The organism is Burkholderia sp. COPS (genome assembly GCF_019425585.1).
Lineage (GTDB): Bacteria > Pseudomonadota > Gammaproteobacteria > Burkholderiales > Burkholderiaceae > Burkholderia > Burkholderia cepacia.
The window spans coordinates 30,965-52,089 of record NZ_WIXR01000016.1; the positions used below are offsets into that span (position 1 = coordinate 30,965).

Below are 21,125 nucleotides of genomic sequence, written 5' to 3' on the forward strand. Positions count from 1 at the left end.
TTGTCAGTCGCGAGGGCGGGAACGACGGCAGGCCGCACCTTGTTGTGTTGTCACGAGCACGCTGGAGCGGGAACGATGGCGGGGAGAATTGCCTGAAGAGGCGCTTGGGCCCCGAAAGACGGGGCCGGCGGCCGTAGGGCACCTGCGAATACGGCTTCAAAGCACGGCGTTCACACACCGCACGCTGCAAAAGCGCGCTAAGCCTGTCCGGGCATTGCCACGGGCGCGCGCAATGCGTCGCGCGCGCCGACGGGCGGCAGATGCTGCGGCTTGGGCCGCAGCGGGGAGTATCGAATCCAGCCCGACTTTCCCGCTTGGGGTGTACTTCCCTGGTTTGACGTCGCCAAGTCCCGCACGCTTCGCGGAACCAAATCGGGCGCAACGCCGTAATTTTCGCAACCGGCAGCTTGCGGACGCACCTCGCGCCGTCGGGCTGCCGATCAAATTCTTTTCAACCAACTTTCCGTTACCGCGGCGCCTTGCCGACCGAATCCGCCTGTGGGCGCGATCCTTGCCGACGGGCGGCGCCGTGCGTGCAACTTGCTGCATCTCTTTGATTAGGGGCGAGCAGCGGACCCCCGGCGCAAGTAAAATAGCGGTTTGCGCTTGCGCCTTGCCCGATTCAGCCGGGGCCGGCCGATCAGGCCACCCACAACGTCAGGCTGGGCAAAATTATATTCAGTATGAATGAGTTAGGCAAAATATCCCAGAATTCGGTCGCAAGCGGCCAGGTATCGATGATCGAGATCGACGAAAACTCGGCCGGTCAGCGGATCGACAACTTCCTGTTGCGCGTCTGTAAAGGCGTGCCGAAAAGCCATATTTACCGGATCCTGCGCAGCGGCGAAGTGCGCGTCAACAAGGGCCGGATCGATGCGCAGTACCGCCTCGAACTGGGCGACCTCGTCCGCGTGCCGCCGGTGCGCGTCGCGGCGGCCGACCTCGCGCGCGCCGACACGCCCGTCGTGCCGCCCGCGAATTTCCACGTGCTGTACGAGGACGACGCGATGCTCGTCATCGACAAGCCGGCGGGGGTCGCGGTTCACGGTGGCAGCGGCGTCGCGTTCGGCGTGATCGAGCAGATGCGCCAGGCGCGCCCGCGCGCGAAATTCCTCGAACTGGTGCACCGGCTCGACCGCGAGACGTCCGGGATCCTGATGCTCGCGAAGAAGCGCACGGCGCTCGTCGGCCTGCACGAGCAGATTCGCGAGAACCGGATGGACAAGCGCTACTTCGCGTGCGTGCACGGCGAATGGCAGCCCGACTGGGGCCGCCGCCGCGCGGTGAAGGCGCCGCTGTTCAAGTATTCGACCCCGGAAGGCGAGCGCCGCGTGCGGGTGCAGGACGACGGGCTGCCGTCGCATACGGTGTTCAACCTCGTCGACCGCTGGCCGGACTACGCTCTCGTCGAAGCGGAACTCAAAACGGGTCGGACCCATCAGATTCGGGTGCACCTCGCGCATCTCGGCCTGCCGATCGCCGGCGACGCCAAGTATGGCGATTTCGCACTGAACAAGGCGCTGGCGCGCGCGAATGCGCAGCCGTCGCTGAAACGGATGTTCCTGCATGCGCACCGGCTGAAGCTCGCCCACCCGCTGACCGGCGAGGCGCTGCAGTTCGATGCGCCGTTGCCGGACGAATGCCGGCGCTTCCTCGACCAACTCAGCGCATTGCGCGATACCGCCTGAACCTGAACCGCATGGCTCGACAGCAATTTGACCTGATCGTCTTCGACTGGGACGGCACGCTGATGGATTCGACTGCGCACATCGCGCACAGCATCCAGGCCGCATGCCGCGATCTCGGCCTGCCCACGCCGTCCGACGAGGCGTCGCGCTACGTGATCGGCCTCGGCCTGCGCGACGCGCTGCAGATTACCGCTCCGACCCTCGATCCGTCCGACTATTCGCGGCTCGCCGAGCGCTACCGCTATCACTATCTGCTCGACGACCAGCGCATCGAGCTGTTCGCCGGCGTGCGCGAACTGCTCGCCGAGCTGCGCGACACCGGGTATCTGCTCGCCGTGGCAACCGGCAAGGGCCGGGTCGGGTTGAATCGCGTGCTCGACCAGTCGAAGCTGACGAGCCTGTTCGATGCGACGCGCTGCGCGGACGAGACTTTCTCGAAACCCCATCCGGCGATGCTGCACGAGTTGTCCCGGGAACTGGGGCAGGATCTTTCCCGCACCGTGATGATCGGCGACACGACGCACGACCTGCAGATGGCCGCGAGTGCCGGGGCGGCCGGCGTCGGTGTCGCATACGGCGCGCACACGGCCGATGCGCTGGCTGCGCTCACGCCGCGCTTCGTCGCGCCGGACGTCGAAGCGCTGGCCGCGTGGTTGCGGGAGCACGCATGAGCGCGGCGCCGGATGCGATGCGCGTGTGTGCATCGGATGCCCTGGCCGACGGCGGTGCCGGCGTGCGCGTCGACGCGACGCTGCGCGGCGAGCAGGCCGTCGTGTTCTTCGTGCGCTACGAGGGGCGCGCATACGGTTACCTGAACCGCTGCGCGCATGTGCCGATGGAGCTCGACTGGGCCGAAGGCCAGTTCTTCGAATCGTCGGGTCTCTACCTGATGTGCGCGACGCATGGCGCGATCTACGAGCCGAACACCGGCAAGTGCGTCGGCGGCCCGTGCCGCGGCGGCCGGCTGCGGCCGGTCGAGGTCGACGAGCGCGACACGGCCGACGGGCGTGCGGTATTCTGGGTGCCCGACGCCGACCTGCGTCCCGCCGTTTCCGCCAAGACCGACTGACGACAATACCGCATGGCCGACCAACCGAATTCCCCGGATTCCTCCTCCCGTCCCGACAGCCGTGAACCGAACTGGGAGCGTGCGGCGCTCGAGCGGATCGCGCTTGCGGCCGTCAAGGAGCAGCGCGCGGCACGGCGCTGGAAGATCTTCTTCCGCTTCGCGTTCCTCGGCGTGTTCGTGCTGCTTGCGTTCGCGCTGATCGATTTCTCGAGCGATGCGAAGTTCTCGGCGAGCGGGCGGCATACGGCGCTCGTGACGATCGACGGCGAGATCGCCGCCGGCGTCAACGCGAACGCCGACGACATCAACACGGCGCTCGACGCCGCGTTCGACGACGACGGTACGGCCGGCGTCGTGCTGCGGATCAACAGCCCGGGCGGCAGCCCGGTGCAGGCCGGGATGGTCTACGACGAGATCCGGCGGCTGCGCGCGAAGCATCCGGACAAGCCGCTGTACGTCGTCGTGACCGACATGTGCGCATCGGGCGGCTATTACATCGCGTCCGCGGCCGACAAGATCTTCGTCGACAAGGCGAGCATCGTCGGGTCGATCGGCGTGCTGATGGACGGGTTCGGCTTTACCGGCCTGATGGGGAAGCTCGGCGTCGAGCGGCGCCTGCATACGTCAGGTGAAAACAAGGGCTTCTACGATCCGTTCTCGCCGGAGACGCCGAAGATGGACGCGCACGCGCAGGCGTTGCTCGACCAGGTGCACGCGCAGTTCATCAAGGCGGTGAAGGATGGCCGTGGCAAGCGGCTGCACGAGACGCCCGACATGTTCTCGGGCCTGTTCTGGACCGGCGAGAAGAGCGTCGAGCTCGGGCTCGCCGACGGCTTCGGCACGACCGACACGGTCGCGCGCGACGTGCTGAAGGCGCCCGATCTCGTCGACTATACGGTGAAGGAAAGCCTGACGAACCGTGTCGCGCGCAAGTTCGGTGCGGCCGTCGGCGGCGCCGCGATGAAGGCGCTGACGGCCGGCGGCGCGGCGGTCAGCTTGCGCTGACGGAAGCGGGCGGGCCGCGATGGCCCGCCGATCGGCTGCCGGGCAGCCACCGGTCGCGGCTTCAGTTCGCCAGCAGCAGGAAGATCGCAGGGCGCTTGTGCAGATTCGGCGCAGGCGCCTTTTTCCAGTCCGTTACGGTGCGGCTCGCGATCGTCTCGGTCGCGAGGGTCAGGTCGGCCGCGACGCAGATCTGCGTGGACGGTGCGCAGGTCGCGACGAGCGTGTCGAGCATCGCCTGATTCCGGTACGGCGTTTCGATGAAGATCTGCGTCTGGCGCGCCTTGCGTGACAGCTGCTCGAGTTCGCGCAGGCGTTTCGCGCGCGCGGCCGCGTCGACCGGCAGGTAGCCGTTGAACGCGAAGCTCTGGCCGTTCAGGCCCGATGCCATCAGCGCGAGCAGGATCGAGCTCGGCCCGACGAGCGGCACGACCTTCACGCCGCGCTCGTGTGCGCGGCGCACCAGCAAGGCGCCGGGATCGGCGACGGCCGGGCAGCCGGCTTCGGATACGAGGCCGGCATCCGCGCCGGCCAGCACGGGCGCGAGCAGCCGGTCGATCTGGCCGGCCGGCGTATTGACGTTCAGTTCGCTGATCTCGATTTCCTGGATCGGGCGCGTCGTGCCGATCTTCTTCAGAAACGCGCGCGTCGTCTTCGCGTTCTCGCCGATGTAATAGCCGAGCGTGCCGGCGCGTGCCTGCACGGCCGCGGGCAGGACCGCCGCGAGCATCGATTCGTCGCCTTCGCCGAGCGTGTTCGGAACGAGATAGAGCGTGCCGGCCGTCATGCGCGGTCTCCACGGGTGGTTGCAAACAGTGGATATTCGGCGGCGCGCAGCATCCGCGTGAGCGCGATCAGCGGCAGGCCGACGAGTGCCGTCGGGTCGTTCGAGTCGATCGCGTCGAGCAGCGCGATGCCGAGCCCTTCCGACTTGGCGCTGCCGGCGACGTCGTACGGCGTTTCCGCGCGCAGGTACGCATCGAGTTCGGCCTCGGGCAGCGAGCGGAAACGCACGCGCGTGACGACGTCCTCGACCTGCGCTTCGCCCGTGCGGCTGTCATACAGGCAGAGCGCGCTGTGGAATTCGACTTCGCGGCCCTGCATCGACACGAGTTGCGCGAGCGCACGCTCATGCGTGCCGGGCTTGCCGATCTGGAGCCCGTCGAAGGTCGCGACCTGGTCGGACCCGATCACGAGCACGCCGTCCGGCGCGTCGATCGTCGCGGCGACGGCGCGCGCTTTCGCGCCTGCAAGGCGTAGTGCGGTCGCGGCCGGCGTCTCGCCGTCGTGCGGGGTTTCGTCGAGGTCGGGCGACACGACGTCGAAGGGGATGCCGAGGCGCTCGAGGAGCGCGCGGCGGTAGCGTGAACTGGAGGCAAGAATCAGCCGCGGCGGGCGGCAAACGGTATCCGGCATGGTCGGTGGGATCGGTGAGTCGTCGGGTGTTGCGCAGCGTTGCTGCGGACGCAAGCTTAAGTGATTGACTGCAAAAGGTAAAACAGGTATGCTTTCCCGCTTTTCGTCGGCAGGCTTCCGTTGTGGTGGCGCCTGCCGGGTCTTCGGAAGTAAAGTACGGTCACCCGTACGCGAGCGGCACCAAGTCGGATCCGCAAGTCAGCCTGTAGGCAGGAGCGCACATGAACACTTCTTCTGGCAAACCTGCTGCGGCGCCACTTGATCCGCATGCAGTCGACCTGTTCGAGTTCGCCCGCAGCGGGCGGCAGGCAGCAGGCGCGGTGCACCTCTCGCAACTGCCGCGCATGTTAAACGAAGTGCCTGCGGACGCGCCAGATCGCGACACGGTCTTCACATGGCAGGCGGAAGGGTTCACCCAGAAGGAGTTGCAGGACGACGGCGCCGACGGGCAGCAGCCGTATCTGCGCCTCGCGGTGCACGGTCATGCGTGGCTCACGTGCCAGCGCTGCATGACCCCGTACGACCAGACGTTCGACGTCGACATGACGTACCGGGTCGTCGCGACCGAAGAAGAAGCTGAAGAATTTCCGCTCGACGACGATGAAGCCGATGTGATCGTGGGCTCACGCCAGTTCGATCTCGTCGACTTGATCGAAGAGGAATTGCTGCTTTCGTTGCCGCTCGTGCCCAAGCACGAGGTTTGCCCGGCAGTTCACGAAAGCCTCGTGTCGGGCGCGAGCGGTCCCGCGGAAGAGACGGACGAGGAGTCCGACGAAGCCGGGGACGAAGGCAAACGGCCGAATCCGTTCGCAGCGCTGGAAGCGCTGAAGAAGGGCGGTGACGGCACCAAGAAACACTAAGCAGTTGTGGCGCGGGAAGGCGTAAAGGCTTTGGGCCAGGGTAGTTAAGCGCCGGATCGGGCTGTGTTAGAATCCGGAAAATTATTTAGGAGTTAGTCATGGCAGTCCAGCAAAACAAGAAGTCGCCGTCGAAGCGCGGCATGCATCGTTCGCACGATTTCCTGACGGCAGCGCCGCTGGCAGTCGAGCCGAGCACGGGTGAAGTGCACCTGCGTCACCACGTCAGCCCGAACGGCTACTACCGCGGCAAGAAAGTCGTCAAGACGAAGAACGACTAAGCGTCAAGTCACGCGTTGCGCGCTACGTTTGCCGTTCGCGTGACAACTGGTTCGCTTGACACTTTCCTGGCTCAACAAAAAGGCGGCATTCAACTGCCGCTTTTTTGTGCCTGAAATTCGTCGCATTCCATGACCGTAAAGCTCACAATCGATTGCATGGGAGGCGACCACGGCCCGTCCGTGACCGTTCCCGCGGCAGTCAAGTTCGTCCGCGCGCATCCCGATGCGCACCTGATGCTCGTCGGCATCGAAAGCGCGATCCGCGCTCAGCTGAAAAAGCTGAAAGCCCTCGACGATCCCGCGCTGACCATCGTTCCCGCCACCGAAGTCGTGGCGATGGACGACCCTGTCGAAGTGGCGCTGCGCAAGAAGAAGGATTCTTCGATGCGCGTCGCACTCAACCACGTCAAGGAAGGCGCGGCGCAGGCCTGCATCTCCGCCGGCAATACCGGCGCGCTGATGGCCGTTTCCCGTTACGTACTCAAGACGCTGCCCGGCATCGAGCGGCCCGCGATCGCGTTCGCACTGCCGAACCCGACCGGCTACACGATGATGCTGGACCTCGGCGCGAACGTCGACTGCGAACCGCAGCACCTGCTGCAGTTCGCGGAAATGGGGCACGCGCTCGTGGCCGCGCTCGAAGGCAAGGAGCGCCCGACGATCGGCCTGCTGAACATCGGCGAAGAGGTTATCAAGGGCAACGAGACGATCAAGCGCGCAGGCGAACTGCTGCGCGCCAGCACGCTCAATTTTCGCGGCAACGTGGAAGGCAACGACATCTACAAGGGCACGGTCGACGTGATCGTGTGCGACGGCTTCGTCGGCAACGTCGCGCTGAAGACGTCCGAGGGGCTCGCGCAGATGCTGTCGGACATCATCCGCGAAGAGTTCGGCCGTTCGCTGATGTCGAAGCTGATGGCGCTGCTCGCGCTGCCGGTGCTGATGCGTTTCAAGAAGCGCGTCGATCACCGCCAGTACAACGGCGCGGCGCTGCTGGGGCTGAAGAGCCTCGTGATCAAGAGCCATGGTTCGGCCGATGCCTACGCGTTTGAGTGGGCAATCAAACGCGGGTATGATGCCGTCAAAAACGGCGTGCTGGAGCGCCTCACGCGTGCGATGGCGGATAATTCGGTGTCGCTCGGCGACGGCGAACACAACGCGGGCGGCGCGGGCCATGCAAGCCCCGCCGCAGGCCATCACGCCGAACCTTCCGCTGCGCAATCCTCTAAAGCATAAATGGCCCAATCGACTCTCTATTCCCGCGTGCTCGGCACGGGCAGCTACCTGCCGCCTGACCGCGTCACGAACCAGCAGTTGACCGATCGACTTGCGAAGGAAGGCATCGAGACGAGCGATGAGTGGATCGTTGCGCGCACGGGCATCCATGCGCGCCATTTCGCCGCACCGGACGTCACGACCAGCGACCTCGCGCTCGAGGCGTCGCGTCGCGCGATCGAGGCCGCCGGCATCGATCCGCAGTCGATCGACCTGATCATCGTCGCGACTTCGACCCCCGATTTCGTGTTCCCGAGCACCGCGTGCCTGCTGCAGAACAAGCTCGGCATCAAGAACGGCGGCGCGGCCTTCGACGTACAGGCCGTGTGTTCGGGCTTCGCGTACGCGATGGCGACCGCCGACAGCTTCATCCGCAGCGGCCAGCACCGCACCGCGCTCGTGGTGGGTGCGGAGACGTTCTCGCGCATTCTCGACTTCAAGGACCGCACGACCTGCGTGCTGTTCGGCGACGGCGCGGGCGCGGTGATCCTGTCCGCGTCGGAAGAGCCGGGCGTGCTCGGCAGCGCGCTGCACGCGGACGGCAGCTACTCGAACATCCTGTGCACGCCGGGCAACGTCAATCGCGGCGTGATCGACGGCAGCGCGTTCCTGCACATGGACGGGCAGGCCGTGTTCAAGCTCGCGGTCAACGTGCTCGAAAAGGTCGCGATCGAAGCGCTCGCGAAGGCGAATCTCGCGCCCGAGCAGATCGACTGGCTGATTCCGCACCAGGCCAACATCCGCATCATGACCAGCACCTGCCGCAAGCTCGGCCTGCCGCAGGAGCGCATGGTCGTGACGGTCGACCAGCACGGCAACACGTCGGCCGCGTCGATTCCGCTGGCGCTCGACGCCGCGGTGCGCGACGGTCGCATCCAGCGCGGCCAGCACGTGCTGATCGAAGGCGTCGGCGGCGGCTTCACCTGGGGCGCGTCGGTCTTCCGCTACTGATCCGCGGCGCGCGACGGCTGCGCGCGGATCCCACCGGCGCGCCATTCGTGCGCGCCGTCCGAATCGATTCAATTGGGGACGATATGAAATTTGCATTCGTATTTCCGGGGCAGGGCTCGCAGGCGGTCGGCATGCTCAACGCATTCGCCGATCTGGCCGTCGTGCGCGAGACGCTCCAGGAAGCATCCGATGCACTCAATCAGGATCTCGGCAAGCTGATCGCCGAAGGCCCGGCCGAAGAGCTGAACCTCACCGCCAACACGCAGCCCGTGATGCTGACCGCGGCCTACGCGTGCTATCGCGCGTGGCAGCAGGCGGGCGGCCCGGCGCCGTCGATCGTCGCCGGACACAGCCTCGGCGAATACACGGCGCTCGTCGCCGCCGGCGCGCTCGCGTTCAAGGATGCCGTGCCGCTCGTGCGTTTTCGCGCGCAGGCGATGCAGACGGCCGTGCCGGTCGGCCAGGGCGGCATGGCCGCGATCCTGGGTCTCGATGACGACACGGTGCGTGCGGTATGCGCGGAAGCCGCGGAAGCGGGTGTCGTCGAGGCAGTGAACTTCAATGCACCCGCGCAGGTCGTTATCGCAGGCAACAAGGCCGCGGTCGAAAAGGCCTGCGAGATCGCGAAGGCGAAGGGCGCGAAGCGCGCGCTGCCGCTGCCGGTGTCGGCGCCGTTCCATTCGTCGCTGCTCAAGCCGGCGTCGGATCAGTTGCGCGACTACCTCGCGAACGTCGACGTGAAGGCGCCGCAGATTCCGGTCGTCAACAACATCGACGTCGCCGTGGTCAGCGATCCGGCCGCGATCAAGGACGCGCTGGTGCGCCAGGCCGCGGGCCCGGTGCGCTGGGTCGAGTGCGTGCAGCACATCGCAGGCACGGGCGTTACGCACGTGATCGAATGCGGTCCGGGCAAGGTGCTCGCCGGCCTGACGAAGCGCATCGACGGCAACCTGACGGGTGCGTCGGTGTTCGATCCGGCGTCGCTCGACGAAGCGCTCAAGCTGGTGACCGCCTGACGCGGCGCCTTTTCTCAAGAGACGGATATTCGATTCATGGACAAGACTCTCGATAAACAGGTTGCGATCGTTACCGGCGCATCGCGCGGCATCGGCCGTTCGATCGCGCTCGAACTCGCGCGCCTGGGCGCGACGGTGATCGGCACGGCGACGAGTGAGTCGGGCGCCGCTGCGATCACCGCGGCGTTCGCGGAAGCGGGCGTCACGGGTCGCGGTGCGGTGCTGAACGTCAACGACGCGGCAGCCGCCGAGGCGCTGATCGACGCGACCGTGAAGGAATTCGGCGCGCTGAACGTGCTCGTCAACAACGCGGGCATCACGCAGGACCAGCTCGCGATGCGGATGAAGGACGAGGACTGGGACGCGGTGATCGACACCAACCTGAAGTCGGTGTTCCGCCTGTCGCGCGCGGTGCTGCGCCCGATGATGAAGGCGCGTGGCGGCCGCATCATCAACATCACGTCGGTGGTCGGCTCGGCCGGTAACCCGGGTCAGGTCAACTATGCAGCCGCGAAGGCGGGTGTCGCGGGCATGACCCGTGCGCTCGCACGTGAAATCGGCAGCCGCGGCATCACCGTGAACTGTGTGGCGCCGGGCTTCATCGATACCGACATGACGAAGACGCTGCCGGAAGAACAGCAGGCCGCGCTCAAGACCCAGATTCCGCTCGGCCGCCTCGGCAGCCCGGAAGACATTGCCCACGCCGTCGCGTTCCTCGCGTCGCCGCAGGCCGGTTACATCACCGGTACGACGCTGCACGTGAACGGCGGCATGTACATGTCGTAACGATTTTCGTTTACCATCCGCGCCGTATCCCGTTTTTCAGGCGGATCGGCGCTTGATCGACCATCAAGCCAACGCGCGTTTTGGCGTCAGCAAACCTGATAAAATGCGCGCACTTGTAAATCTGAACTTTCCCTCGGAGGGGTAATGGACAACATCGAACAACGTGTCAAGAAGATCGTCGCTGAACAACTGGGCGTCGCGGAAGCCGAGATCAAGAACGAAGCTTCGTTCGTGAACGACCTGGGCGCCGACTCGCTCGACACCGTCGAACTGGTGATGGCTCTCGAAGACGAGTTCGGCATGGAAATCCCGGACGAAGAAGCAGAGAAGATCACGACCGTTCAGCAAGCGATCGACTACGCTCGCGCAAACGTCAAGGCGTAACAGGCGCCTTTCGCGCTTGTCCGCCACGTCGCCGCGATCTTCGCGATTGACGCGCCATCCTGCCGGCCTCGCGCCGGACGGACTAACAGCCACAGGGCTCGCAGGGCTGGTTCCTGTGGCCACTGTGGCTTTTGTTTTTGTCATCCAATAATGGAAAAGAGGTTACCGTGAGCCGCCGTCGTGTTGTTGTTACAGGCCTGGGGCTGATTTCGCCTGTTGGCAATAATGTTGCCGACGGCTGGGCCAATCTCGTCGCCGGCAAGTCCGGCATTGCCACCGTCACGAAGTTCGACCCGTCGAACCTCGCCGTCCATTTCGCGGGCGAAGTGAAGGGGTTCAGCGCCGAGGAGTACATCCCGGCGAAGGAAGCCCGGAACATGGATACGTTCATCCATTACGGCATCGCCGCCGGTGTCCAGGCCATCAAGGACAGCGGGCTGGAAGTGAACGAAACCAATGCGGAGCGCATCGGCGTGCTGGTCGGTTCCGGCATCGGCGGCCTGCCGATGATCGAAGATACGCACCAGACCTACGTCGATCGCGGCGCGCGCCGGATTTCGCCGTTCTTCGTGCCGGGTTCGATCATCAACATGATCTCGGGTCACCTGAGCATCATGTTCGGCCTGAAGGGCCCGAACCTCGCGGCCGTCACGGCCTGCACGACCGGCCTGCACAGCATCGGCCTCGCGGCGCGCCTGATCCAGGCCGGCGACGCCGACGTGATGGTCGCGGGCGGCGCCGAATCGACGGTGTCGCCGCTCGGCATCGGCGGTTTCGCGGCAGCGCGCGCGCTGTCGACCCGCAACGACGATCCGGCCACCGCGTCCCGACCGTGGGACAAGGACCGCGACGGCTTCGTGCTGGGCGAAGGTGCGGGCGTGATGGTGCTCGAGGAATACGAAGCGGCGAAGGCACGCGGTGCGAAGATCTACGCGGAAGTCTCGGGTTTCGGCATGACGGGCGATGCGTACCACATGACCGCGCCGAACATGGACGGCCCGCGCCGCTGCATGGTCGCGGCACTGCGCGACGCCGGCGTGAACGCGGACGAGGTCCAGTACCTGAACGCGCATGGCACGTCGACGCCGCTGGGCGACAAGAACGAGTCCGACGCGGTGAAGGCGGCCTTCGGCGAGCACGCTTACAAGATCGTCGTGAACTCGACGAAGTCGATGACGGGCCACCTGCTGGGCGGCGCGGGCGGCCTCGAGTCGGTGTTCACGGTGCTCGCGCTGCACAACAACGTGTCGCCGCCGACCATCAACATCTTCAACCAGGACCCCGAGTGCGATCTCGATTACTGCGCGAACACCGCACGTGACATGAAGATCGACGTGGCCGTGAAGAACAACTTCGGCTTCGGCGGTACCAACGGCACGCTGGTGTTCAAGCGCGTCTGACGCCGCAGTCACTTGACGAGTCCATTCGATGCGCCGGCCGGGCGTCCGCAGCGCTTTGCGTTGCGGGCCTCGGCCGTGTCATATGTCGTGCTGGCCGCGTTCGTCGCGTCGGCTGCCGCGTCGGCCTACCTGTTCTGGGCGCCGCGTGCGGGCGCTGCCGCGGGCGCATGCGTGTCGGCCGTGACGGCCGCGCTGCTGGCCGTATGCGCCGCACGGGCCTGTGCCCGCCGGCTGCCGGCCGAGCTGCGGATCGACGCGTTCGGGGAAATCGCGGCGTTCGGCCGCACCGGGCGCCTGCTGGCCCGTGGCCGCGTGACGGGGCATGCGCACTGGAGCAGCCTGCTGCTGGTGCTGTCGGTCGGCGGGCAGGGTGCTCGGCGAGCCCGGCCGCTGCTGATTCCGGCCGATGCGCTCGATGCCGCATCGTTCAGCGCGCTTTCCGTGCTGGCGAAGACGGCGGGCGCGGCGGGGCGGGCATGACGGCGGCGCGGTTACGTACCGTAACCAGCGTCCGGCGCGGGAACGTTACAATGACGCTCCGCGTTGCATCCCTAGTTAACGGATTTGTCAGGTGAGTGAAAAAGAAATCGATCAGGCTCTGGTCGAACGCGTACAGAAGGGCGACAAGGCGGCGTTCGAACTCCTGGTCTCCAAATACCACCGCAAGATCATTCGGCTGATCTCGCGCCTCGTGCGTGATCCCGCCGAGGTCGAGGATGTGGCCCAGGACGCGTTCATCAAGGCGTATCGTGCGCTGCCGCAATTCCGTGGCGAATCGGCGTTCTATACGTGGTTGTACCGAATTGCCGTCAACACGGCGAAGAACTACCTTGCGACGCAAGGCCGCCGGGCGCCGACCTCGACCGAGGCCGATGCGGAGGAAGCGGAAACTTTCTCCGACGCAGACCAACTAAGGGATATCAACACGCCTGAGTCGATGTTGATGAGCAAGCAGATTGCCGAGACGGTCAACGCTGCCATGGCTCTGCTGCCCGAGGAACTGCGCCAGGCAATTACGCTGCGCGAGATCGAGGGCCTGAGCTACGAAGAGATCGCGGAAATGATGGGCTGTCCGATCGGGACGGTCCGGTCGCGGATCTTCCGTGCACGCGAGGCAATCGCTGCCAAATTGCGTCCGCTGCTCGATACGCCCGAAGGCAAGCGCTGGTAAGCGCGACAGGCGGAGCGACGCGGGTCGGGGTCTAGTTACGGTTAGAGTCGTGAAGTCACGACGGGGTGTGCAAGATGGGGAGCATCATGGGGTCGGTCAATACGCAGTCGCAAGCGTGCTCGCGCGGCGAGCGCCTTTCCGCGCTGGTCGACGGCGAAATGTTCGATGGCCCGGACAACGGGCAGTTTCTGGCTGAGCTCAACCGCGCGGATCGCGCTGCGTGGGCCCATTACCACCTGATCGGCGATGCGCTGCGCTCGGACGAACTGGCGCTGTCGCCCGCGCTGAGCGTCGCGTTCACCGCGCGCATGTCGGCTGCGCTCGAAAGCGAGCCGCACCTGCTCGCGCCGGCGGCCGCGCCGGTCGCGCGCAAGCTGCTGTCGCTGCGCCGGCGCGTCGTGCCCGCGTTCGCGGTTGCCGCCGCGGCGGCCACGCTGACGTGGATCGTCGTCCCGCAAATGCAGACGGCCGGTGCCCCGGGCGCCGTCCAGGTCGCGTCGGCCGGTGCGCCGCAAGGCGGCAACCTGCAGCGCGTGACGGTTGCGCAGGCATCGACCCAGCCGGGGCTGCAGGACGTCAACATCATCCGCGACGCCAGCCTCGACCAATACCTTGAAGCGCATCAGCAATTCGCGCAGCAGCCCGTCGTCACGGGTTCGATGCCGCTGATCCGCGCTGCCGTGACCACCACGCCAGGCCAATAAACCCGATGCGGACATTGCAGTTGAATCAAGCCATCTCCGGATGGAAGCGGCTGCCGGCCCTCCTGCTTTGCGCAGCCGCCCTGTTGTCCGTTCAATCCCTTCCTGCCAGCGCCCAGCAACCGGACGATCCCGTCGCGACCCGCAAGGGTGCCGCGGACTGGCTCGACCGCGTCCAGCAAGCGGCGCAGCAGCAGAGCTACGAAGGCACGTTCGTCTATCAGCGCGGCGGGTATGTGCAGTCGTCGCGCATTGCGCACGTCGCGTCCCGCGACGGCGAGTTCGAGCGCATCGAGACGCTCGACGGCAAGCCGCGCAAACTGCTGCGCCACAACGACGAGCTGTACACGTTCGTACCCGAGCGCAAGCTGTGCGTGGTCGAGCGCCGTCAGACGCGCGACTCGTTCCCCGCGCTGCTCGGCGCGAGCGGCGAGCACGTGATGTCCGTCTACGACGCGAAGTCGCTCGGCAAGGATCGTGTCGCGGGGATCGACGCGCAGGTCGTCGAGCTCGTGCCGAAGGACGCATACCGCTTCACGTACAAGCTGTGGGCCGACGCGCGCACGGGGCTGCTGCTGCGTTCGCAGACGCTCGATGCGAACGATCATGTGCTCGAGCAGATCGCTTTCTCGCAATTGCAGACGGGCGGCGCAAGCGGAGACAAGGCCGCGATCGCGGCCGGCATGCGCAACCTGAGCGGCTGGACGGTCGTACGCCCGCCGGTCGCGACGGTCGACATGGAAGCGCAGGGCTGGCAACTCGCACCGAGTGTTGCCGGTTTCCAGAAGATTCGCGAAGTGCGCCGGCCGATGGCCGCGCGCGACGCGGGTGAGCCGCCGATTCCGGTCGATCAGGCCGTCTTCACCGACGGTCTCGCGACGATCTCGGTTTTCATCGAGCCGGCCGAAAAGAATACGCGCAAGGAAGGCGCGGGCAGCACCGGTGCAACGAACGTTCTCGTGAAGCGCCGCGGCGACTACTGGATCACCGTGCTCGGCGAAGTGCCGCCGGCGACGTTGCAGCAGTTCGCGTCTGCCATAGAATACAAGGCTTCCAAGTAACGCTACGGCTTCCGACATGATGAAACTCACGCTGCGCAAATGGCTCGCGGCGGCGGCGCTGTCTGCCTGCCTGCCGCTCGTGCCACATACCGCGGTCGCGGTGACGGCTCCCGCTGCCAGCCTGCCCGACTTCGCCGATCTGGTCGAAAAGGTCGGGCCGGCCGTCGTGAACATCCGGACCACCGCCAACGTGCCGACGAGCAGCGGCCCGCGCGGGATGCTCCCGCCGGGCTTCGACAACGGCGACATGTCGGAATTCTTCCGGCGCTTCTTCGGCATTCCGCTGCCGCAGGCGCCCGGCAACGGTGGCGGCAATGGCGGCGGCAACCCGAAGAACGCGCCGGCGCCGGACAATCCCCCCGACACCGAACAGAATCGCGGCGTCGGTTCGGGTTTCATCGTGTCGGCCGACGGTTACGTGATGACCAATGCGCACGTCGTCGACGATGCGGACACCATCTACGTGACGCTGACCGACAAGCGCGAATTCAAGGCGAAGCTGATCGGCGTCGACGATCGCACGGACGTCGCGGTCGTCAAGATCCAGGCGTCGAACCTGCCGGTCGTCGCGATCGGCGATTCGAACAAGGTGCGTGTCGGCGAGTGGGTCGTCGCGATCGGTTCGCCGTTCGGCCTCGACAACACGGTGACGGCCGGCATCGTCAGCTCGAAGAGCCGCAACACGGGCGACTACCTGCCGTTCATCCAGACCGACGTCGCCGTGAACCCCGGCAACTCGGGCGGCCCGCTGATCAACATGCAGGGCGAGGTGATCGGCATCAACTCGCAGATCTACAGCCGTACCGGCGGCTTCATGGGCATCTCGTTTGCGATTCCGATCGACGAGGCGATGCGCGTGGCCGACCAGCTGAAGGCGACGGGCAAGGTCACGCGCGGCCGGATCGCGGTGGCGATCGGCGAAGTGACGAAGGACGTGGCCGATTCGATCGGGCTGCCGAAGGCGGAGGGCGCGCTCGTCAGCAGCGTCGAGCCGGGCGGGCCGGCCGACAAGGCGGGCATCCAGCCGGGCGACATTATCCTGAAGTTCAATGGCCGTTCGGTCGACACGGCGTCGGATCTGCCGCGCATGGTCGGCGACACGAAGCCGGGCACGAAGGCGACGGTCAGCGTGTGGCGCAAGGGTCAGGCACGCGATCTGCCGATCACGATCGCGGAAACCCCGGCCGAATCGACGGCGAAGGCCGAGCAGCGCAAGAACGCGCCGCAGAAGCCGCGCCAGGCCAACTCGCTCGGTCTGACGGTCAGCGACCTGACGGCGGAGCAGATGAAGACGCTGAAGCTGAAGAACGGCGTGCAGATCGACGGCGTCGACGGCCCGGCCGCCCGTGCGGGCCTGCAGCGCGGCGACATCGTGCTGCGTGTCGGCGACACCGACATCACGAACGCGAAGCAGTTCGCCGAAGTGACCGCGCAGCTCGATCCGCAGAAGGCGGTCGCGGTACTCGTGCGGCGCGGCGACAACACGCAGTTCGTGCCCGTGCGGCCGCGCCAGAAATAACGCGCCGATGTTCACGCTCTACGGCCGCGGCTGGTGCCACCTGTGCGACGACATGCGCGACGCACTGGCGCCGGTGGCGGCCGAATTCGGCGTTGCGGTCGATTACATCGACATCGATACCGATGCGGCACTCGTCGCCCGCTACGACGAGGACGTGCCCGTGCTGTTGCTGGACGGTGCGGAAGTGTGCCGCCACCGGTTCGACGCCGCGAAGGTGCACGACGCGCTCGCGGCCCGGCGCTGAGGTCGGGCTGCTGCCTTGCGGCGGCGCCTGGTACCGGGCTATGCCCGGCGGGCGGCCCCGGCAGGGTGCCGCGCGGGCCGGCGTTGGAAATACCGCCCGGCGAAGGCCTTTTCGGCTAAAATAAGCCGTTTTTTCACCGACTTACACAAGGCGTGCTCAGCGGTCGTCGAGCGCGCCTTTTTCGCTTGATCGGCACTGAATGGATCATATTCGCAATTTCTCGATCATCGCGCACATCGACCATGGCAAGTCGACGCTCGCGGATCGCATCATCCAGGTATGCGGCGGCCTCGCCGACCGTGAAATGGAAGCGCAGGTGCTCGACTCGATGGATATCGAGCGCGAGCGCGGCATCACGATCAAGGCGCAGACAGCCGCGCTGTCCTATCGCGCGCGCGACGGCAAGGTCTACAACCTGAACCTGATCGACACGCCGGGGCACGTCGACTTCTCGTACGAAGTCAGCCGTTCGCTGTCCGCGTGCGAAGGCGCGCTGCTGGTCGTCGATGCGAGCCAGGGCGTCGAGGCGCAGACGGTCGCGAACTGCTATACGGCGATCGAGCTCGGCGTCGAGGTCGTTCCCGTGCTGAACAAGATCGACCTGCCGGCCGCGAACCCCGAGAACGCGATCGAGGAGATCGAGGACGTGATCGGCATCGACGCGACCGACGCGACGCGCTGCAGCGCGAAGACGGGGCTCGGCGTCGAGGACGTCCTCGAAGCGCTGATCGCGAAGGTGCCGCCGCCGAAGGGCGATCCGGCCGCGCCGCTGCAGGCGCTGATCATCGACTCGTGGTTCGACAACTACGTCGGTGTCGTGATGCTGGTGCGCATCGTCAACGGCACGCTGCGTCCGAAGGACAAGATCAAGATGATGGCGACCGGCGCGCAGTATCCGGTCGAGCACGTCGGCGTGTTCACGCCGAAATCGCGCAATCTCGAATCGCTGTCGGCCGGGCAGGTCGGCTTCATCATCGCCGGCATCAAGGAACTGACGGCCGCGAAGGTCGGCGATACCGTCACGCATGCGACCAAGGCTGCCGCCGAGCCGCTGCCGGGCTTCAAGGAAGTGAAGCCGCAGGTGTTCGCGGGGCTGTATCCGGTTGAAGCGAACCAATACGACGCGCTGCGCGAATCGCTCGAGAAGCTGAAGCTGAACGACGCGTCGCTGCAGTACGAGCCGGAAGTGTCGCAGGCGCTCGGTTTCGGTTTCCGCTGCGGTTTCCTCGGGCTGCTGCACATGGAAATCGTGCAGGAGCGGCTCGAGCGCGAGTTCGACATGGATCTCATCACGACCGCACCGACGGTCGTCTACGAGGTCGTGCAGAGCGACGGCTCGACGATCATGGTCGAGAACCCGGCGAAGATGCCGGAGCCCGGCCGCATTGCCGAGGTGCGCGAGCCGATCGTCACCGTGAACCTGTACATGCCGCAGGACTACGTGGGCTCGGTGATCACGCTGTGCGAGCAGAAGCGCGGCTCGCAGATCAACATGCAGTATCACGGGCGCCAGGTGCAGCTTACGTACGAGATCCCGATGGCCGAGATCGTGCTCGACTTCTTCGATCGCCTGAAGTCGGTGTCGCGCGGCTACGCGTCGATGGACTACGAGTTCAAGGAATACCGTTCGTCGGACGTCGTGAAGGTCGACATGCTGATCAACGGCGACAAGGTCGATGCGCTGTCGATCATCGTGCACCGCTCGCAGTCGCAATACCGCGGTCGCGAAGTGGCCGCGAAGATGCGCGAGATCATCCCGCGCCAGATGTACGACGTGGCGATCCAGGCCGCGATCGGCGCGCACATCGTCGCGCGCGAGAACATCAAGGCGCTGCGCAAGAACGTGCTTGCGAAGTGCTACGGCGGCGACATCACGCGAAAGAAGAAACTGCTCGAAAAGCAGAAGGAAGGCAAGAAACGGATGAAGCAGGTGGGTTCGGTCGAGATCCCGCAGGAAGCGTTCCTTGCGATCTTGCGCGTCGAAGACAAATAACAGGACTGTTCCTTTTATGAATTTTGCGCTGATTCTTTTTGTGCTCGTCATCTTGACGGGCGTAGCGTGGGTGCTGGACAAACTGGTGTTCCTGCCGCAGCGACGCAAGGCGGCCGACTCGGCGATCGAGGAGTTCGATCGCCAGCAGTCGCGCATCGACAAGCGTTTCGCGGATGAAAACGCGGTGCAGACGCGTTCGAAGCTGCGCGACGAAAAGCTGCGCCAGCCGTGGTGGCTCGAGTACACCGCGAGCTTCTTCCCGGTGATCCTGGCGGTGTTCGTCGTGCGTTCGTTCGTCGTCGAGCCGTTCAAGATTCCGTCGGGCTCGATGGTGCCGACGCTGCTCGTCGGCGACTTCATCCTCGTCAACAAGTTCGAATACGGGCTGCGCCTGCCGGTGACGAACACGAAGATCACGCAGGGCAGCCCGCTGTCGCGCGGCGACGTCGTCGTGTTCCGCTATCCGAAGGACGAGTCGGTCGACTACATCAAGCGCGTGATCGGCCTGCCGGGCGATACCGTCGCATACCAGGACAAGCAGCTCACGATCAACGGCCAGCCGGTGCCCGAAACGCCGCTGCCCGATTTCTTCGACGACGAGCGCCAGAATTACGCGAAGCAGTTCGAGGAAACGATCGGCAACAAGAAGAACGCGATCCTCAACAACCCGGCCGTGCCGCCGTTCGTGATGGGCGCATACGACTATCCGTTTCGCGACAACTGCACGTACAACAGCCGCGGCGTGATCTGCAAGGTGCCGCCCGGTCACTACTTCATGATGGGCGACAACCGCGACAACAGTGCGGACAGCCGCTACTGGGGTTTCGTGCCGGACCAGAACATCGTCGGCCGCGCGTTCTTCATCTGGATGAACTTCAGCGACCTCAAGCGCATCGGTTCCTTCAACTGATCGCATCCGGGTCACTCGCAATACGCAACGCACGGGCCGCGTCGCGTATTGCCGAACTACTTTAAGAACCGGCGGTAACACCGCCTCGTCACGCCTTTTCGCGTCCGGCCGTGCCGTTTCGGCCCGACCGGCGCCCGCGTTATACTCCTGCACATGCCCTTATCCCAGTTGGAAAGCCGGCTGCGCTACGAATTTCGCAATGCGGAATTGTTGCGCCAGGCTTTGACCCATCGCAGTCACAGTGCCACGCACAACGAACGGCTCGAGTTTCTCGGCGATTCCGTTCTGAATTGCGCGGTGGCTGCCCTTTTGTTCCAGCGTTTCAGCAAGCTGGACGAAGGCGACCTGTCGCGCGTACGCGCCAACCTCGTCAAACAGCAGTCGCTGTACGAAATTGCTCAGGCCCTGAATATCTCGGACGGGCTGCGGCTCGGCGAGGGCGAGCTGCGCAGCGGCGGGTTCCGCCGCCCGTCGATCCTCGCGGACGCGTTCGAAGCCATCATCGGGGCCGTGTTCCTCGATGGCGGCTTCGAAGCCGCCCAAGGGGTCATCAAGCGCCTCTATATCCCGATTCTCGACCACATCGATCCGCGCACGCTCGGCAAGGACGCGAAGACGCTGCTGCAGGAATACCTGCAGGGGCACAAGATCGCGCTGCCGACTTACACGGTGGTCGCCACGCATGGTGCGGCGCACAATCAGCAATTCGAAGTCGAATGCACGGTGCCGAAGCTCGACGTGAAGGTGTCGGGCTCCGGTGCGAGCCGGCGCGCGGCCGAGCAGGCCGCCGCGAAGAAGGCGCTCGACGAGGTGATGGCGGCCGCGCCGATGCTGGCCGCCAAGCCGAAGCGCTCGAAAAACGCGCGCGGGTCGAAGCATGTCGAACCCGAAATCGTGCCGGGCGTGAAGGGTGTGCAGGAAGCGCTCGACCTGCGCTCGCCGGAGCGCAAGGAACGCGCGGCGGCGCGCGAGGCGAGGGCGGCCGGTGCGGCTCCCGCGGCAACCGCGGCGACCGGTAATGAGCCGGCCGCGGCGCCGATGGCCGCGATTCGCGCGGCGCATGTCGACGCAGCCGCCGAGAAGGGTGAACGGGCGGCGAAGCCGGCGGTCGACAAGGCTGCCGAAAAGCCGGCAGAGAAGCCGGCCGAGCGACCCGACAAGGCCGCAGAGAAACCCGCCGAAGCCGTGCCCGCCGCACGCGGAGCCGACAAGCCGGCTGCCCAGGCCGCCGACTCGGCCCCCGCGTCCGCCGACAAGACTTCCGCCGGTACCGACTCCGCTTCGCGCACGGCGGCGCGCACGCGCGATACGGCGGCACCGGATTCCGAGACGCCGCCGGGCGGCGTGAGCCTCGCTGCCGCGCAGGCGCGCGTGGCCGATGCCGACCACTGAATTGCCCAT

The 21,125-nt window shown here is 65.8% G+C and carries 23 protein-coding genes; 21 read left to right on the plus strand and 2 right to left on the minus strand.

Going from position 1 to position 21,125, the window contains the following annotated elements; genetic code table 11:
* The first annotated feature begins 683 nt into the window (after positions 1-683).
* Genes FOZ70_RS15135 through FOZ70_RS15150 form a run of 4 tightly spaced genes read left to right on the plus strand, consistent with a single transcriptional unit; the run spans position 684 to position 3,762 of the window.
* Positions 684-1,688: an RluA family pseudouridine synthase gene (locus tag FOZ70_RS15135; RefSeq protein WP_059589887.1), complete on the plus strand. Its 1,005-nt coding sequence runs from the start codon at positions 684-686 to the stop codon at positions 1,686-1,688.
* Between the two features lie 11 nt (positions 1,689-1,699).
* Entirely contained in the window at positions 1,700-2,359 is a 660-nt protein-coding gene (locus FOZ70_RS15140) for an HAD-IA family hydrolase (RefSeq protein ID WP_027788016.1), read from the plus strand.
* The gene (locus FOZ70_RS15145) at positions 2,356-2,757 is read left to right on the plus strand and encodes a Rieske 2Fe-2S domain-containing protein (RefSeq protein ID WP_048022961.1); all 402 of its coding nucleotides are present in this window, start codon (positions 2,356-2,358) and stop codon (positions 2,755-2,757) included. The genes FOZ70_RS15140 and FOZ70_RS15145 overlap by 4 nt, the downstream gene beginning before the upstream one ends.
* Positions 2,758-2,769: 12 nt before the next feature.
* Entirely contained in the window at positions 2,770-3,762 is a 993-nt protein-coding gene (locus tag FOZ70_RS15150; protein ID WP_021159703.1) for a S49 family peptidase, read from the plus strand.
* A gap of 61 nt (positions 3,763-3,823) precedes the next feature.
* On the opposite strand, the gene FOZ70_RS15155 is transcribed toward FOZ70_RS15150, so the two are convergent.
* Together FOZ70_RS15155 and FOZ70_RS15160 are read right to left on the minus strand one after the other, a co-directional pair.
* Positions 3,824-4,546 carry an SAM-dependent methyltransferase gene (locus FOZ70_RS15155; RefSeq protein ID WP_027788014.1) on the minus strand — a complete coding sequence of 241 codons (723 nt, stop codon included), beginning with the start codon at positions 4,544-4,546 and terminating at the stop codon, positions 3,824-3,826.
* Positions 4,543-5,175, minus strand: coding sequence for a Maf-like protein (locus tag FOZ70_RS15160; RefSeq protein ID WP_042975165.1), 633 nt, complete (start codon positions 5,173-5,175; stop codon positions 4,543-4,545). The genes FOZ70_RS15155 and FOZ70_RS15160 overlap by 4 nt, the downstream gene beginning before the upstream one ends.
* 221 nt (positions 5,176-5,396) lie before the next feature.
* On the opposite strand from FOZ70_RS15160, the gene FOZ70_RS15165 reads away from it, so the two are divergent.
* From FOZ70_RS15165 to rnc, 17 genes are all read left to right on the plus strand, one after another.
* Complete coding sequence (locus FOZ70_RS15165; protein ID WP_021159702.1) at positions 5,397-6,035, plus strand: DUF177 domain-containing protein; 639 nt, start codon at positions 5,397-5,399, stop codon at positions 6,033-6,035.
* A gap of 98 nt (positions 6,036-6,133) precedes the next feature.
* Complete coding sequence (gene rpmF, locus FOZ70_RS15170) at positions 6,134-6,313, plus strand: 50S ribosomal protein L32 (RefSeq protein ID WP_006051932.1); 180 nt, start codon at positions 6,134-6,136, stop codon at positions 6,311-6,313.
* A gap of 129 nt (positions 6,314-6,442) precedes the next feature.
* Positions 6,443-7,549 (plus strand): phosphate acyltransferase PlsX, encoded by a 1,107-nt coding sequence (gene plsX / locus FOZ70_RS15175; protein WP_042975164.1) that lies wholly within the window; start codon positions 6,443-6,445, stop codon positions 7,547-7,549.
* On the plus strand, positions 7,550-8,539 hold the full coding sequence (locus tag FOZ70_RS15180) for a beta-ketoacyl-ACP synthase III (protein ID WP_042975163.1): 990 nt from the start codon (positions 7,550-7,552) through the stop codon (positions 8,537-8,539).
* Between the two features lie 83 nt (positions 8,540-8,622).
* A complete protein-coding gene (gene fabD, locus FOZ70_RS15185) occupies positions 8,623-9,555 on the plus strand; it encodes an ACP S-malonyltransferase (RefSeq protein ID WP_042975162.1) in 933 nt (310 codons plus the stop codon).
* 36 nt (positions 9,556-9,591) lie between these two features.
* A complete protein-coding gene (fabG, locus tag FOZ70_RS15190) occupies positions 9,592-10,341 on the plus strand; it encodes a 3-oxoacyl-ACP reductase FabG (protein ID WP_006476504.1) in 750 nt (249 codons plus the stop codon).
* 144 nt (positions 10,342-10,485) lie between these two features.
* Positions 10,486-10,725, plus strand: coding sequence for an acyl carrier protein (acpP, locus tag FOZ70_RS15195; protein ID WP_004197638.1), 240 nt, complete (start codon positions 10,486-10,488; stop codon positions 10,723-10,725).
* A 167-nt stretch (positions 10,726-10,892) separates the two neighbouring features.
* Complete coding sequence (fabF, locus tag FOZ70_RS15200; RefSeq protein ID WP_021159697.1) at positions 10,893-12,125, plus strand: beta-ketoacyl-ACP synthase II; 1,233 nt, start codon at positions 10,893-10,895, stop codon at positions 12,123-12,125.
* Positions 12,126-12,137: 12 nt separating this feature from the next.
* Positions 12,138-12,605 carry a hypothetical protein gene (locus tag FOZ70_RS15205; protein ID WP_219706193.1) on the plus strand — a complete coding sequence of 156 codons (468 nt, stop codon included), beginning with the start codon at positions 12,138-12,140 and terminating at the stop codon, positions 12,603-12,605.
* 91 nt (positions 12,606-12,696) lie between these two features.
* Positions 12,697-13,296: an RNA polymerase sigma factor RpoE gene (gene rpoE / locus FOZ70_RS15210; protein ID WP_006490873.1), complete on the plus strand. Its 600-nt coding sequence runs from the start codon at positions 12,697-12,699 to the stop codon at positions 13,294-13,296.
* Positions 13,297-13,382: 86 nt separating this feature from the next.
* Entirely contained in the window at positions 13,383-14,000 is a 618-nt protein-coding gene (locus tag FOZ70_RS15215) for a sigma-E factor negative regulatory protein (RefSeq protein WP_021159695.1), read from the plus strand.
* A gap of 5 nt (positions 14,001-14,005) precedes the next feature.
* Positions 14,006-15,058, plus strand: coding sequence for a MucB/RseB C-terminal domain-containing protein (locus FOZ70_RS15220; protein ID WP_021159694.1), 1,053 nt, complete (start codon positions 14,006-14,008; stop codon positions 15,056-15,058).
* A gap of 16 nt (positions 15,059-15,074) precedes the next feature.
* On the plus strand, positions 15,075-16,577 hold the full coding sequence (locus FOZ70_RS15225; RefSeq protein WP_021159693.1) for a DegQ family serine endoprotease: 1,503 nt from the start codon (positions 15,075-15,077) through the stop codon (positions 16,575-16,577).
* Positions 16,578-16,584: 7 nt separating this feature from the next.
* Positions 16,585-16,821 carry a glutaredoxin family protein gene (locus tag FOZ70_RS15230; RefSeq protein ID WP_027788006.1) on the plus strand — a complete coding sequence of 79 codons (237 nt, stop codon included), beginning with the start codon at positions 16,585-16,587 and terminating at the stop codon, positions 16,819-16,821.
* A gap of 199 nt (positions 16,822-17,020) precedes the next feature.
* Entirely contained in the window at positions 17,021-18,814 is a 1,794-nt protein-coding gene (gene lepA, locus FOZ70_RS15235; protein ID WP_021159691.1) for a translation elongation factor 4, read from the plus strand.
* Between the two features lie 16 nt (positions 18,815-18,830).
* Positions 18,831-19,724 carry a signal peptidase I gene (gene lepB, locus FOZ70_RS15240; RefSeq protein ID WP_027788005.1) on the plus strand — a complete coding sequence of 298 codons (894 nt, stop codon included), beginning with the start codon at positions 18,831-18,833 and terminating at the stop codon, positions 19,722-19,724.
* Between the two features lie 153 nt (positions 19,725-19,877).
* Positions 19,878-21,116, plus strand: coding sequence for a ribonuclease III (gene rnc / locus FOZ70_RS15245; RefSeq protein ID WP_059555234.1), 1,239 nt, complete (start codon positions 19,878-19,880; stop codon positions 21,114-21,116).
* The last annotated feature ends 9 nt before the right edge of the window (positions 21,117-21,125 follow it).